This window comes from Halovulum sp. GXIMD14794, from assembly GCF_054457455.1.
This window is the reverse complement of the sequence record NZ_JBTLNF010000008.1, coordinates 276987-291738: the sequence shown is the minus strand read 5'-3', so window position 1 is coordinate 291738 and position 14752 is coordinate 276987. Positions and strand designations below refer to the sequence as shown.

At 68.7% G+C, this 14752-nt stretch carries 13 protein-coding genes; 6 read left to right on the top strand and 7 right to left on the bottom strand.

Going from position 1 to position 14752, the window contains the following annotated elements; genetic code table 11:
- The first annotated feature begins 72 nt into the window (after window positions 1-72).
- The 5 genes from fsa (at window position 73) to ACW9UR_RS20550 (ending at window position 3866) form a co-directional block, all read left to right on the top strand.
- The gene (gene fsa / locus ACW9UR_RS20570; RefSeq protein ID WP_458918940.1) at window positions 73-726 is read left to right on the top strand and encodes a fructose-6-phosphate aldolase; all 654 of its coding nucleotides are present in this window, start codon (window positions 73-75) and stop codon (window positions 724-726) included.
- A 14-nt stretch (window positions 727-740) separates the two neighbouring features.
- The gene (locus tag ACW9UR_RS20565) at window positions 741-1457 is read left to right on the top strand and encodes a DUF484 family protein (RefSeq protein ID WP_458918939.1); all 717 of its coding nucleotides are present in this window, start codon (window positions 741-743) and stop codon (window positions 1455-1457) included.
- A complete protein-coding gene (locus tag ACW9UR_RS20560; RefSeq protein WP_458918938.1) occupies window positions 1454-2392 on the top strand; it encodes a tyrosine recombinase XerC in 939 nt (312 codons plus the stop codon). Before ACW9UR_RS20565 ends, ACW9UR_RS20560 begins: the two co-directional genes overlap by 4 nt.
- Before the next feature lie 111 nt (window positions 2393-2503).
- Window positions 2504-3079, top strand: coding sequence for a cytochrome P460 family protein (locus ACW9UR_RS20555; RefSeq protein WP_458918937.1), 576 nt, complete (start codon window positions 2504-2506; stop codon window positions 3077-3079).
- A gap of 121 nt (window positions 3080-3200) precedes the next feature.
- A complete protein-coding gene (locus ACW9UR_RS20550) occupies window positions 3201-3866 on the top strand; it encodes a CDP-alcohol phosphatidyltransferase family protein (protein WP_458918935.1) in 666 nt (221 codons plus the stop codon).
- Window positions 3867-3870: 4 nt separating this feature from the next.
- On the opposite strand, the gene ACW9UR_RS20545 is transcribed toward ACW9UR_RS20550, so the two are convergent.
- The 6 genes from ACW9UR_RS20545 to ACW9UR_RS20520 form a co-directional block, all read right to left on the bottom strand.
- The gene (locus tag ACW9UR_RS20545) at window positions 3871-4356 is read right to left on the bottom strand and encodes a hypothetical protein (RefSeq protein WP_458918934.1); all 486 of its coding nucleotides are present in this window, start codon (window positions 4354-4356) and stop codon (window positions 3871-3873) included.
- Window positions 4353-7313: an isoleucine--tRNA ligase gene (ileS, locus tag ACW9UR_RS20540; protein ID WP_458918933.1), complete on the bottom strand. Its 2961-nt coding sequence runs from the start codon at window positions 7311-7313 to the stop codon at window positions 4353-4355. Before ileS ends, ACW9UR_RS20545 begins: the two co-directional genes overlap by 4 nt.
- 162 nt (window positions 7314-7475) lie before the next feature.
- Entirely contained in the window at window positions 7476-10238 is a 2763-nt protein-coding gene (locus tag ACW9UR_RS20535; protein WP_458918932.1) for a DUF2339 domain-containing protein, read from the bottom strand.
- Between the two features lie 140 nt (window positions 10239-10378).
- Entirely contained in the window at window positions 10379-11389 is a 1011-nt protein-coding gene (locus ACW9UR_RS20530; RefSeq protein ID WP_458918931.1) for a YcjF family protein, read from the bottom strand.
- Complete coding sequence (locus tag ACW9UR_RS20525) at window positions 11386-11853, bottom strand: GNAT family N-acetyltransferase (protein ID WP_458918930.1); 468 nt, start codon at window positions 11851-11853, stop codon at window positions 11386-11388. Before ACW9UR_RS20525 ends, ACW9UR_RS20530 begins: the two co-directional genes overlap by 4 nt.
- Entirely contained in the window at window positions 11850-13277 is a 1428-nt protein-coding gene (locus ACW9UR_RS20520; RefSeq protein WP_458918929.1) for a YcjX family GTP-binding protein, read from the bottom strand. The genes ACW9UR_RS20525 and ACW9UR_RS20520 overlap by 4 nt, the downstream gene beginning before the upstream one ends.
- A gap of 93 nt (window positions 13278-13370) precedes the next feature.
- Between ACW9UR_RS20520 and truA the strand changes: the two genes are divergently transcribed.
- Window positions 13371-14138, top strand: coding sequence for a tRNA pseudouridine(38-40) synthase TruA (gene truA, locus ACW9UR_RS20515; RefSeq protein WP_458918928.1), 768 nt, complete (start codon window positions 13371-13373; stop codon window positions 14136-14138).
- Here truA and ACW9UR_RS20510 read toward each other — a convergent pair.
- Complete coding sequence (locus tag ACW9UR_RS20510) at window positions 14135-14734, bottom strand: DUF1285 domain-containing protein (RefSeq protein WP_458918927.1); 600 nt, start codon at window positions 14732-14734, stop codon at window positions 14135-14137. The genes truA and ACW9UR_RS20510 overlap by 4 nt on opposite strands.
- Window positions 14735-14752: the final 18 nt, after the last annotated feature.

The following is a 14752-nucleotide window of genomic DNA, read 5'->3' as shown; positions in this document are numbered from 1 at the left end:
GGGTGTTTCACCCGTCCCGCCGTTCCGGTAGACTCCGCGCCCGAGGCCCTGAGGCATACCAGAGAGAGCATCATGAAATTCTTCGCCGACACCGCCGAAATCGACGACATTCGCGAACTTGCGGACCTCGGTCTGCTCGACGGTGTGACCACCAACCCCTCGCTGATCATGAAGTCGGGTCGTGATATCCTCGAAGTCACCAAGGAGATCTGCGGCATCGTCGACGGCCCGGTGAGCGCCGAGACCGTCGCGCTGGATGCCGAGGGCATGATCGCCGAAGGCCGCAAGCTGGCCGAGATCGCCGACAACATCGCCATCAAGGTGCCGCTGACCTGGGACGGTCTGAAGGCCTGCAAGACGCTGAGCGACGAGGGCCGCATGGTCAACGTGACGCTGTGCTTCTCGGCCAACCAGGCGCTGCTGGCGGCCAAGGCGGGCGCGACCTTCATCAGCCCGTTCATCGGGCGTCTGGACGACATCAATATCGATGGAATGGAACTGATCCAGGACATCCGGGTGATCTATGACAACTATGGATTCGAGACGCAGATCCTTGCCGCCTCGGTCCGGACCGTCAACCACATCACCGAAGCCGCCCGGATCGGCGCGGACGTGGTGACGGCGCCGCCGGCGGTTCTGCAGAAGATGGCCGCGCACCCGCTGACCGACAAGGGCCTGGAATCCTTCCTGGCCGACTGGGCGAAGACCGGACAGAAGATTCTCTGATCCGGCCGGCGGAGATGACCGAGGTTCAGAAACCCAGCTCGGCGCTGCGCAGCGAGATCCTGCGCAACCCGGACATGATCCTGTCCGACCGCGAGCTGATGAACGCCTTGCTGGGGGTGGATGCCCCCGGCGAAGGCGATCGCAAGATCGTCGATCTGCGCGGCAAGCTGGTGGACCGGTTGGAAGACCGGCTCGACCAGCTGGAGCACACCAACCGCACGGTGATCGCCGCCGCCTACGAGAACCTGGCCGGCACCAACCAGGTGCACCGCGCCGTTCTGGCGCTGCTGGAGGCGGCGGACTTCCGTACCTTCCTGACCACTCTGGGCGACGAGATCACGCATATCCTGTCGATCGACGCGATCCGGCTGGGGCTGGAGACATCGAACGCCGCTGCCGGCAGCGCGCTGGGGCCCAAGGGCGAGCTGGCCGAGCTGGTCATCGCCCTGCCCCGCGGCGGCGTGAACGCCTATCTCGCCGCCGAGCCCGAGCAGCCCGCCCGCCGGGTCACCCTGCGGCGGGCCACTGGCGTTTCGGACGATCTTTATGGCACCGAGCATTGGATCCAGTCCGAGGCGGTCCTGCGCCTCGACCTAGGGCCCGGCACCAACCCCGCCCTGCTGAGCATGGGCGCTGAGGACGCGCAGCGCTTCTCGCCCGACCAGGCGGTCGACCTGCTGACCTTCTTCGGCGGCGCGATCGAGCGGATGCTGCGCCGCTGGCTGGCGTGAGCGACCGGCCGGCGGCATCCGGGGGCGCTCAGGCGCTGCTGGACCGCTGGCTCGCAACGCTTTCTGGCGTCCGCAACATGAGCCCTGCGACGGTCGAGGCTTATCGGCGCGACGTGGCGGGGTTCCTGGGCTTTCTCAACGGCTACTGGGGCGAACCCGCGGGCCGCGCCGCGCTGGCCCGTGTCAGCCCGCGCGACATGCGCGCCTGGATGGCGCACGAGCGGGGGCGCGAAATCTCCGCCCGCTCGCTGGCGCGGGAATTGAGCGCCGTAAAGGGTTTCTACCGCTGGCTGGCCGAGGCCGAGGGCGTGGACTGCGCCGCAGTCTCGTCGGCCCGTGCCCCCAAACAGAAGCAGCGCCTGCCCCGCCCCGTTTCGACCGAGGGCGCGGCGGCGGTGCTGGACCTGGCCGGCGGCATGCACGAAGAGCCGTGGATCGGCCTGAGAGACACGGCCGTGCTGACGTTGCTTTATGGCTGCGGGCTGCGGATTTCCGAGGCGCTCAGCCTGACCGGCGCGCGGCTGCCGCTAGGCGATGTGCTGAGGATCCGGGGCAAGGGCAACAAGGAACGGATCGTGCCGGTGCTGCCGGTCGCGCGGCAGGCGGTCGACGCCTATGTGCGCGCCTGTCCTTGGCCGATGGCGGCGGATCAGTCGATCTTTCGCGGCATGCGCGGCGGTCCGCTGGATCAGCGCCAGGTGCGCAAGGTGATGCAAGTGCTGCGGCAGGCACTTGGCCTGCCAGCGACGGCGACGCCGCACGCGCTGCGCCACAGTTTCGCAACGCACCTGCTGGAACGCGGCGCGGATCTGCGGGCGATCCAGGAACTGCTGGGCCATGCCTCGCTATCGACGACGCAGGCCTACACGGCGGTCAACGAGGCCGGTTTGATGAAGGTCTACCAGGCCGCTCACCCGCGCGGGCGGCGACGCTGAGGCCCGCAACAATCGCTCACGCCCTTGTGCTTGCCTGTTAAGCGAAACAGCCGATCTTCCGTGGCATTGTGTCCGCATCCGCAACAAGGCGGGCACTCAAGGGGAGACGGCATGAAACGAATTCTGACAACGGCGGCGGTGCTGCTGCTTGGCGCGGGCGCGGCCTCGGCCCAGGACTGCACCGCCGAGGGCGACGCGTTCGATCTGGACGGCGAAGCGGTCGGCGCGCTCTACGCCTGTATCGAGCAGGCGATGCTCGACGGCTACACCGGCGGCGAGAACGAGGTTGCCAAGGTCTATCGTGACTGGACCGTGTCCTCGACCCGCCCCGCTGTCGCTGGCCCGCATGGTGAACGGTTCCTGCAGACCTTCGTCAACGCCACCGGGGCCGAACAGTACCTGAAGTTCGAGGCGGGCGATTTCTCGATGCCCGCGGGCACCGTGCTCGCCAAGGAGAGCTTCGCGCTGAAGGACGGCAAGGCCGCCGTTGGGCCGCTCTTCATCATGGAGAAGGTCTCGGCGGGCGAGGCGGACGAGTTCGACAACTGGGTCTATTCGGCGGTGCAGCCCAACGGTCAGGCAATGGGCATCAGCCAGGGCTTCTGCCACGACTGCCATGCCGCGTTCGAGGATCAGGACAGCATGGGCTACCCGCTGGAAGACGTCCGCGTCGCCACCGGGGGCTGATCCCCTTGCACGTACCCGGCGGGGCCCTCTCCGCCGGGGCTTCCCGCGCCCCTTTGCGCTGGCTTCGCAAAGATGTCATACGGCGCTAATGTCCGATTTCGTCAAAGCCTTTTCCGTCCATATGCTGACAGCCACCGGCGCCGCACTGGCGCTGATGGCGATGCTCGCCGCCGGCCGCAGCGACTGGCCGATGATGTTCCTGTGGCTGCTGTTCGCGCTGATCGTCGACGGCATCGACGGGCCGCTGGCGCGCAAGGTGCGGGTCGAGAAGAACGCGCCGCAATGGGACGGGGTGCTGCTGGACCTGATCATCGACTACCTGACCTATGTCATCATCCCCGCCTACGCGATGGTCGAGGCGGCGCTGATCGATCCGGGCTGGAGCCTGGCTGCCGGGCTGATGATCTGCGTGACTGGCGTGATCTACTTCGCCGACACGCGGATGAAGACGAAGGACAACAGTTTCTCGGGCTTTCCAGGCTGCTGGAACATGGTGATCCTGGTGCTCTTCGCGGTCGATATCGGCTCGTGGGGCGCGATGCTGCTGATGATCGCGATAGCGCTGATGCAGTTCTTCCCGCTCAAATTCGTCCACCCGGTACGCACCAGACGCTGGCGCCCTGCGAACCTTGCCGCAATGGCGGTCTGGTCCGGCGCCGCCGTGTGGGAGGCGTGGCTCTCTTTCGACGCGCCCGCGATCGCGACCGTGGCGCTTGTGGCGAGCAGTCTCTACCTGCTGAGCGCGGGGATCGCGCAGCAGATCGTGCCCGAGCGCCGGGCCGCCTGAAAGCTTACGGGTAAGTCTTGAGCAGGGCTCGCGCCGCTTGTTCGGCGAGGGCGCGCGGATCCTCGCCAACCACCGTGAGCACGAAGACTGTCGCGCCGTCGCGGTGCCAGACCGCAAGCTGGGCAAGGTCCTGAAACCACAGCGCGCCGTCACCGAGGTCCAGCCGCTCGTGCGCCGCACCGCGCCCGTCGGCATCGATATACCGCTCCATCTGCTCGGAAACGCTGCGCATCCGCGGCGCGTCGATCTGGCGGACCAGAAGGGAAACCGCCGGCGCCCCCTCGGGCGCAGAGGCGCGGCATTGGTCAAGGCGCAGCACCGTGGTGTCCACGCCGGTCGCGGGTTTGAACGCCACCGCAGGGCCCAGCGACTCGGTCGCACCGCTGTCTTCCAGCGCCGCGCAGGCCGAAGGGATCGGGGCGCGTGCGTCCTGCGCATGCGCCCCGCCGATCAGGCCGCCCACGTAGATCAGGGCGGCGAGCAGGTTCACGATAGCGCCTCGTCGCAGCGGGCGCAGACGCCCGGGTGCGCGTGGGTGCCGACGTCCGGCAGGATCTTCCAGCAACGCTGACATTTCTCGCCCTCGGCAGGTGCGAACACGACCGCCACGCCATCAACGTCCGGCAGAGCGAACGCGTCAGCGGGGGCGGGATCACCCGAGACCGTCACGGCCGAGGTGATGCAGACGTCCTCGAAGCTAACCGATTCGAGCACCGCGCGCACCGCCGGATCCGCGACATGGACGAACGGAGCCGCCTCGAGGCTGGCGCCGATGACCTTTTCGCGGCGCTGCACCTCCATCGCGCCAGTGACGACCCGGCGCACCCGGCGCACGGTATCCCACTTGGCCGCGAGGTCCGCGTCCAGCCAACCCTCGGGCGTGGCAGGGAAATCCTGCAGATGCACCGAGCTGTCCTCGCCCGGGAAGCGATCCAGCCAGACGTCTTCCATGGTGAAGGGCAGGATCGGCGCAAGCCAGGTGGTCAGCCGGTGGAACAGCAGGTCCAGCACGGTCCGCGCGCCGCGGCGGCGGATGCTGTCCGCGCCGTCGCAGTAGAGCGCGTCCTTGCGGATGTCGAAATAGACCGAGCTGAGGTCCACCGTGCAGAACTGGAACAGTTTCTGGAATACGCCCTGGAAGTCGAAGGCGGCATAGCCCTCGCGGACCGCCTCATCCAGTTCGGCCAGCCGGTGCAGCACCCAGCGCTCGAGTTCCGGCATCTCGGCTTCAGGCAAGCGCTCGGCCTCGGTGAAGCCCGAGAGGTTGCCAAGCATGAAGCGCATGGTGTTGCGCAGCCGGCGATAGCTGTCGGCGGTGCCCTTCAGGATCTCGGGGCCGATGCGCTGGTCGGCGGTGTAGTCGGTCTGCGCCACCCAAAGCCGCAGGATATCGGCGCCGTACTGTTTGATGACCTCCTCGGGCACGATCGTGTTGCCCTTGGACTTCGACATCTTCTCGCCCTTCTCGTCGAGCGTGAAGCCATGGGTCACCACGTTGCGATAGGGCGCGCGTCCCGTCGTGCCGCAGGCCTGAAGCAGCGACGAGTGGAACCAGCCGCGATGCTGGTCGGTGCCTTCCATGTAGACATCGGCGATGCCGTCCGGCGCACCGTCCTCGCGGTCGCGCAGCACGAACGCATGGGTCGAGCCGCTGTCGAACCAGACGTCGAGTACGTCATAGACCTGCACCCAGTCCTCGGGGTCATAGTCATTGCCCAGGAAGCGCGCCTTGGCGTCGTCGGCGTACCATGCGTCCGCGCCCTCGGCTCGAAAGGCCTCGGCGATACGGGCGTTCACGACCGGATCGCGCAGCAGGAAGTCCGCGTCGTCAGGCTTGGCGCCCTTCTTTACGAAACAGGTCAGCGGCACGCCCCAGGCGCGCTGACGGCTGAGCACCCAGTCGGGGCGAGTCTCGATCATCGAGAACAGGCGGTTGCGCCCGCTTTGCGGCGTCCACTTCACCAGCCGGTCGATCGAGTGCAGCGCGCGCTTGCGGATCGTCTCGCCCAGCTCTCCGTGGCCGTCGTCGAGCGGTTTGTCGATGGCGACGAACCATTGCGGCGTGTTGCGGAAGATCAGCGGGGCCTTGGAGCGCCACGAGTGCGGGTAGGAATGCTTCACCCGGCCACGTGCGATCAGACCGCCAACCTCGGCGAGCTTGTCGATGACACGCTTGTTGGCGTCCTTCTCCTTGCCCTTGTGATCGAAGATCACTGCGCCGCCGAACAACGGCAGGTCAGCGCGGAAGCTGCCGTCCTCGAGCACGTTGTAGGTCATCGGCAGACCATGTTTCTGGCCGATCACGTAGTCGTCCGCACCGTGGCTGGGCGCGGTGTGCACAAAGCCGGTCCCAGCGTCATCGGTAACGTGATCGCCGGGAAGCATGGGCACGTCGAAATCCCACTCGCCGTTGCCGCCGTCCACGCCGCGCAGCGGGTGCGCGCAGGTGATCCGCTCCAGCTCGTCGGCCGAGACGTCGCGGACCTTCTCCCACTTGGTGACGCGGGCCTTCTCCATGACGTCGTCCGCCAGCCGGTCGGCCAGCAGGTAGGTGTCGTCGGTCTTCGCCCAGTTGTCCTCGGCGGCCTCGACCACGCGATAAAGGCCATAGGACAGGTCCGGGTTGAAGCAGACCGCGCGGTTCTGCGGGATGGTCCAGGGGGTCGTGGTCCAGATCACCACCTTGGCCGCCATCAGCTGCTCGACCAGCAGGTCCGAGCCGAAGCCGACGAAATCGTCCGGCTCGTCCAGCGGGCTGGGGCCGTGCGCGGCCTTCACCACCGGGAACTTCACCCAGATCGTGTGGCTCTGATGCTCGTGATACTCGACCTCGGCCTCGGCCAGCGCGGTCTTCTCGACCACCGACCACATGACCGGCTTCGAGCCCTGGTAGAGGCTGCCGTTCATCAGGAACTTCATGAACTCCTCGGCGATCACCGCCTCGGAGTTGAAGTCCATCGTCAGGTAGGGATCGTCCCATTTGCCGGTGATGCCCAGGCGCTTGAACTCGTCGCGCTGGATGCCGACCCAGTGGTCGGCGAAGCGGCGGCATTCTTGGCGCAGTTCGACGACCGGCACGTCGTCCTTGTTCTTGCCCTTGGCGCGGTACTGCTCCTCGATCTTCCACTCGATCGGCAGGCCGTGGCAATCCCAGCCCGGCACGTAGCGCGAGTCGAAGCCCATCATCTGGTGGCTGCGCACGATCATGTCCTTGATCGTCTTGTTCAGCGCGTGGCCGATGTGCAGGTGCCCGTTCGCATACGGCGGGCCGTCGTGCAGGATGAAGGGCTTGCGCGCGCCCGCGGTCTCGCGCAGGCGGTCATAGACGCCGAGGCGTTCCCACCGGGCGAGCCATTCGGGCTCGCGCTTGGGCAGGCCCGCGCGCATCGGGAATTCGGTGGTCGGAAGGTTCAGCGTGTCTTTGTAGTCGGGCGTATCGGCGCACATGTCGCGCTCTCCGTCGGTCGGATCTTCGGGGGTATCTGGCGAGGTCGGCGCGGCGAGTCTCCTACGCCTTGGTCCCGGCGCCTCAGGAAGCGAGGGCCGGGCCAGTAATTCGAATGGCGATGCCGAAAATGGTCCGCATGGGCCATGCTTATAGGGCTGGGGTCAGGGTCCGTCCACCCCGCTTTCGCCCTGCGGATCGGGGGGTTTCGGCGGGCCCTCCGGAGCGTCCGCGGCGAAGGCCGCGTCCATCCAGCGATTGAGCATCGCCAGCCCCGCCAGCGACAGGCCGAGACCGAGGAACGAGACGACGCGGATCAGCCCGGTCAGCCCGCTCATGTCGATCAGGAAGACCTTGGCGATGGTCAGCCCCACCGCCACCAGCGCGACCCGCCGCAGCATGGCCGAACGCTTCGCCAGCGCCAGCCCCATCAACCCGGCGGCGACCAGCAGCAGCGCGAGGGTGTAGGAGTAGAGCTCCGGGTCCGTCACGCCGGGCAGATCGAGGTCCGGACCGCGCCAGATGTGCCGGATCTCTAGCGCCAGCCAGTGGCCCAGCGCCGCTACGCCGAGGCTCGCCAGCACGCGGCGCAGCAGGCGCGGCTGCTTGTCGAGCCAGCGCGCCCCCACCAACAGCAGCAGCCCCGGCAGCGCATAGGCGATCAGCAGCGTGTTGAAGACCCACGGCCCCGGAACACCGTCGGGAGACCAGCCCCAGACCGGGTGCAGCAGCGTCAGCGACAGCCCGTAGAGCAGCACGGCCAGCCCGCCCGCGACAACGGCCAGAAGATAGCGCAGCGGTTTCAACACCCCGCCAAGCCCCGCGCGGTGAAGCTGCGCCAACGCCACGATCAGCCAGATCGACCCGTAGAGCGAGGCGTACCAGAACCCCTCGTCGCCACCGAACCAGCGGCCCAGCATGACCGAGGCGAAGACCCCGCCCGCCAGCCAGATGCCGGATTCGAGATAGACCACCAGCCGCGCCCGGCCCCGTTCCCGCACCGCGACCAGCGCCGCGCCGAACATTGCTAGCGTGCCGAGATAGGCCAGCAGAACCTCGGCCAGCCCGGCATCCAGCGCCCAGTCGAAGCCGGGGTCCAGCACCAGCCGCCAGCCCGCGACGATCACGCCGAGGGCGGTGAAGACGCCCAGCTGCGGCATGTCGAACCTGCGGTCCAGGAGCGCCGAGACGAGCACCATCACTGCAAGCGCCACGGTCAGCGCGGCCTTGGTGAAGACGACAACCGCGCCGAGGCTCAGCATCACCATCGCCGCCATCGCCAGAACCGCGACGCCCAGCCCCGGCCCGCCCTGCGCGCGGGCATGGCGCTCGGCCAGCACGGTCAGCAGCACCGAGGCGGCGACCGCGTGCAGCGCCCAGGGATAGCCGCCGAGGATCGTTGCCGGGTGCCAGAGCGCCTCGAGCACAATCAGCGCGACGGGTCCGGCCAGCGCTGCCCCGAAGGCCCAGGGCACGCTGAAACGGCCCGGAATCGCTGCGCGCCAGCCCGCCACGAGGCTCGCGGCGAGCGCACCGGCAGCAAGGATGCTGGCGGTCAGGGGCGGCATCGCTTCCTGATCCGTCTCAGGCAGCGTCCAGCCGGTGAAGGCGCGGAAGACCTCGGTCCCATCGACCGCCTGAAGGACCAGTACCGCCCAGAACGCCGCCAGCGGCAACGCGGGCAGGTCGGCGAGGCCTGGCGCCTGCCTCAACCAGACCGCGGCCAGCAGGTAGAGCGCGCCGAGGGCTGCGCAGGCCGCCCAGAACTCGACGGGGCCTTCTCCGGCGACCCAAATTGCAACGACGCTTGCCGCCGCCATCGCGGCAAAGGCAAGCCGCGTGGGGAACTCGGGCCAGAGAGGTTCGGCAGGGATGAACAGCCGGATCAGGCTGCCGGTTACCGTCTCGCCGCCCTGGTCCGGGACCATGCGCCAGACCGGGATCGCCGCAGCGGCCCCGGCGGCGACCAGCGCGAAGCCCAGTTGCGCCGCGCCGCCGCCCTCGGCCATCGCCAGAAGGCTGGCGGCGCCGAAGCCAAGGACAAGCGACAGCACCGAGACCCAGGCCCAGCGCCGCGCGGCGTCGATCCCGAGCCCAACGACCGTGACCAGCGCGAAGTAACCGTAGAGCCAGGACGGGTCTTCGGCCTCGCCGCCCACGAGGAAAGGCGCGGCGAAAGCGCCGAGCAGGCCGACGCAAGCGAGGAAAGGGCCGTGGAACCAGCCGAGCAGGAGCGCCCCCGCGCCGGTTGCGGCAAGCCCGGCGAAAGCCACTTCGGCACCGATCAGCCCGTAGAGTTGCCGCGCCGCCAGCACGCCTGCGAAGACCGACACCAGCCCCGCGCCCGCGAAGGTCTGGGGCAGGAAGGCGGTCGCGTGGTCATCCTCGGCGCCCCGGCGACGCATCCACTCGCCGCCGCCGATCAGCGCGAGGCCCAGCACGATGGCACCGAGCACGCGCATGGCCGGAGTCAGCAACCCGGTCTCGATCCCATACTGGACAAGGAACACGCCCGCGAGCGCGAGGGAGAGCGCCGCGACAGCGAGGAACCAGTTGGCGTGCAGCCATTGGCCCACGGCGGCAAGGCGCTCCTCGCGGAAGACGAAGGCGCGTGGCGGGCTTTCGGTGACGATTTCCGGGCGGGGTTGCTCGAGTACTTCACTACGAGGAGACACCGGCTCCGAAGCGGGCGCCACCGGCACGAATGGTTTATCCGGCGGGAGGGTCGCCAGCTCATCAGCCGGTTTGCGTGGTTGCGCCGTCTCGGTACGCGGCGCGCCATGATCGATGGCCTCGACGCGCGTCTGCCCACGCTCGAGCGCCTCGATCCGCCTCTGCTGGGCGCCGGTGCGCACCAGCAGAATAATCACCGCGACCGGCAGGCCAAGCAGATAGGCCAGCCCGAGAACGCCCAACATAATATCCATGTCTGCCCTTCCTTGCCCGGTATGCGATCTTGGCGGCTGGTGTGGGCGCTTGCAATGCAGAGGCGCAGGTGGTGGCTGGCGCCGGACGCCTCCGGCGGGAGTATTTGGGGGATGAAGAAAGCGGGCGCGCGCCCGGGGCTTCAGCCGCCGAATAGGCCCGAGAGCGCACGTTGGACCAGTCGGGTGGTGCGCGGGCGCGGCAGCGTAGCGAACGGCATCGGGCGACAGACCTCGATCGCGGCAATTCCGACCCGGGCTGTCAGCGTGCCGTTGATGATCCCCTCGCCAAAGCGGCGCGAGAGCTTCGACATCACTCCGCCCCCGGCGATCGAGCCCAGCATGTCGTCGCCCACGGCCACGGCCCCGGTCGCGATCAGGTGCTGCGCCACCGTGCGCAGCAGCCGGAACGAGCCGAGCGTGCCGCCGCGCCCGCCGTAGACCTGCGAAATCCGGCGGATCATCCGCAGGTTGGCGGTCAGCGCGACGATCACGTCGGCCAGCGCAAGCGGCACCATCGCGGTGGCGGCCGCGACCTGGCGGGCAGCGCTTTCGACCTCGGCCCGTGCGGCGGCGTCGAGCGGGGTCATCAGCGCAGTTTCGGTCGCATCCATCAGCGCGTCGGCGTCGAGTATCTCGGATTGCCGGGCGGCGAGCTGTTCTGCGGGCAGACGCAACTGGTCCCGGCCCGCATAGAGATTCAGCATGTCATCGCAGACCTGCGCGGCCTTCGTCCGGTCGCTGCGTGCCAGCGGATCGGCCGCGCGCGCCTGCACCTTGCCAAGCCGCGAGAGGCGCAGGATCGCCGCCAGTTCCCGCAGGCAGATCGCCAGCAGGCCGACGAGAACGATCAGCACCAGCGCCAGCGCGACGTTCCCAAGCACGGCGTTCCGCGACAGCAGATTCATCACGAAATCCCAGGCCGCCACGCCCAGCGCCAGGCTGACCAGCGCGCCGAGCGCCCCCAGCACCAGCGTGCCGAAGCCCGCGCGGCGCGCGGCGAGGCCCGTGGCGCGCTTCATCGCGGCACCCTGCGGCGGCGGCGCGTCCGGCTCGGGCACTGGCGGCGCTTCGGCCACGCTGGGCGCGCCCGGCTCCAGCGCGTCGCCCTCGAAGAGGATCGGGCCGCGAGGCTTTTGGTCCTTGCCGCTCATTGTGCCTCCTTGCCCTGCCAGACGTATTCGACATCCGGCAGCCCCTCGTCATTGTCACGCCCGTCTGTGCGCCGGTGCTCCACGAAGCCCTCGCGCTCGTAGAAGCGGCGAGCGGCGGCGTTGGCCTGGAAGGTCCAGAGGCTGAGCCGGTCGCGCTGCCGCTTGGCGCGCTCCAGCAGCCGATGCCCGAGGCCACGGCCGCGGTGCGCGCCGTCGATATAGAGGCAGGAGACGTAATCCCCCTCCAGCGCCAGGAAGCCTGCGACCTGCCCGCGTCGTTCGGCGACCGTGACCGCCCCGGCGTCGATTTTGCGCGCGACGAAAGGCGTGTCGGCCTGCGGCGGGTGAGCCGTCGCGTACCAGGGCGTCTCGTCGACCCAATGGCGCAGGATAGCGGCGCAGGCCGGGGCGTCACCAGGGCGTGCAGGCCGCAGCCTGGGAGGGAAGAGCGCCAGCGGGATCACAACAGCCGGTCCCCGATCAGGAATTCCGCCACCCGGTCGAGGCGGATATGCGGCGGCCCCATGCCCTGTCCCATCGCGCCCTTGGGCGGGCGGAAGGCCATGATGTCGTAGTCGGCGTCCAGCCACTCCCCGGCGCCCTGCCGAGCGGGGTTCAGAAGCATCGCCGGATCCTCGGGCAGCTTGCCCGGATAGAGCGCCGCCTCGCGCCCGGTGCTCTCCAGCACGCCGCGCACGCAGGCGTAGTCCTCGCCGTCGCGGGTCATGGTCTGCTCGACCGTGGTGCGCAGGGCGGCGATGGCGAAACTGCTGGTCTTGGCACCCTTGTAAGCGGCGCGGGCGCGGGCGTCGGCGACCAGCGCCTCCATGATCGAAGTCAACGCGGGGTGCTGGGTGTGGTGCAGATGGTCTGCCTTGGTGGCGGCGAAGGCGATCTTCTCGACCCGCCGGCCCATGATGGAACTCAACCAGCTATTCGGGCCTGGCCGGAAGGCGTGCAGGATGTCGGCCATGGCGACCCGCAGATCCTCGACCGCCGGGGGGCCGGCGGCGATCGCGCCCAGCGCGTCCACCAGCACGATCTGGCGGTCGATGCGCGAGAAATGGTCCCGGAAGAAGGGCTTCACGACCAGCCGCTTGTACGCCTCGAACCGGCGGCGAAACTCGGTCCAGAGGCTGTCGCGGCCGGGTTTCTCGGGGCGTGGCAGGGGTGCGAAGGTCAGCGCGGGAGAGCCCTCCATCTCGCCCGGCAGCAGGAACCGGCCAGGTGCGCAGCCGGAAAACCCGGCGTCCTTGGCGCAGTGCAAGTATTCGGTGAACGCCCGTGCGAGGCCCTGCGCCTGCCCCTCGTCCAGCGTCGCCGCAGCGTCCACGCCCTGCACAGCCTGGAGCCAAGGCGCGGCGGCGCCTGCACGGGCGGGCGTCTCGGCCAGGGCCTGCGCCTGGGCGGACCACTCGGCGTAGTCGAGGTTCAGCAAGGCAAGGTCCAGCAGCCACTCGCCCGGATAATCCACGATGTCGATGTGAACTGTGCGGGGGCCGGTGAAGCCGGTCAGGAACCCGGTCGGCCGCACCCGCACCGACAGCCTCAGTTGCGAGACGTGCCGCGTGCTATCCGGCCACTGCGGGTTCGGCCCGGTCATCTGGGTCAGATGATCCTCGTACCCGAACCGCGGCAAGTCGTCGTCGGGCTGCGGCTGCAGGAAGCTCAGTAGCAGGCGCCCGTCGCGCTGCGCGGCCAGTTGCGGCATCCGCCCCGGGTTCAGCAGGTTCGCCACCAGCGAGGTGATGAACACCGTCTTGCCCGCGCGCGACAGACCGGTGACGCCCAGCCGCAGGGTCGGCTCGAACAGGAATTCTTCGGTGCGCGCCTGCGCCGATTCCAGCGCGCGGCCCATGCTGTCGGTCAGATCGGATAGTCGGGCCATGCATTCCCCTGTGGTCGGCCCTTTCGATATAGCCAAGGCATCCCGTCATTTCGAGGGCTTGGCAAGCGCCGCGCCGGGCGCTAGGGGCAGCCCATGCCCAGATACGCCCTGCTGATCGAATATGACGGAGCGCCGTTCCACGGCTGGCAGCGCCAGTCGCACCTGCCCAGCGTGCAGGGCACGATCGAGGACGCGCTGACCCGGCTGGAACCCGAACCCGTGACCATCGCCACCGCAGGGCGCACCGACGCGGGCGTTCACGCGCTGGGACAGGTGGCGACCCTGGATCTGCCCCGCGACTGGGACCCGTTCCGCCTGTCCGAGGCACTGAACCACCATGTCCGCCCTGCCCCCGTTTCGATCCTGAAGGCCGTGCGGGTCGCAGACGATTTCCACGCCCGGTTCTCGGCGACCGAGCGGCGCTACCTGTTCCGGCTGCTGCGCCGCCGCGCCCCTTTGGCGCTTGAGCGGGGGAAGGTCTGGCATGTGCGGCAGAAGCTGGATCTAGACGCGATGCAGGAGGGCGCCCGACAGCTACTGGGGCGGCACGATTTCACCACCTTCCGCTCGTCGATCTGCCAGGCGGACAGCCCGGTGCGCACGCTCGATCGGCTGGACGTCACCGCCGTCGAGCGGCACGACGGCACGGAGTTCCGCTTCGACGTCCGCGCCCGCAGCTTTCTGCACAACCAGGTACGCAGCTTCGTCGGCACGCTGGAGCGAGTCGGCGCAGGGGCCTGGACGCCGGACGACGTGCGCAAGGCGCTGCAGGCCCGCGACCGCGCCGCCTGCGGGCCGGTCAGCCCGCCGGACGGGCTGTACCTTGCGGGCGTCGGCTATCCCGAGGACCCGTTCGCCTAGACGTTCAGTTCCGCCTCGGGGATGATCGGAAAGAAGCTGCCGCGCGAGTGGACGCCGAACCAGGCCTCGCCGTCTACATCCGCAGGCGCACCCAGTTCCACCAGCCGGTAGAAGCTCTTGCGGTCGATCAACGCCCAAAGGTCGTTGCGGACCATCACGTAGGGCCGGGGCTCGTCGGTCTCGGGGTCGCGGCGCACGTCGATGGGATGCTCGGGCCCCGCGGGCACCTCGTCGTCGACGTGGGTGCGGAAGGTCAGTGCTTGTGCCTGCCCCTGCCCTTCGGCGGTGAAGTCCACGGCCACGAAGGGCGCGTCATCGACGGTGATGCCCACTTTCTCGACTGGTGTGACCAGAAAATAGCTGTCGCCCTCGCGCTTCAGGATCGACGAGAACAGTTTCACCAGTGGTTTCCGCCCGATCGGCGTGCCGAGATAGAACCACGTCCCGTCCGCCGCAATCCGCATGTCGAGATCGCCACAGAACGGCGGGTTCCACAGGTGCACCGGCGCGGGGCCACGCCCCTTGGCGGCGCGGGCCGAGGCGGCAATGCCCTCGGCCGAGGGGGTCGTCCTGCTGTTGTCTGGCGCGTCGCTCATGTCGCTCCCTTCAACGTC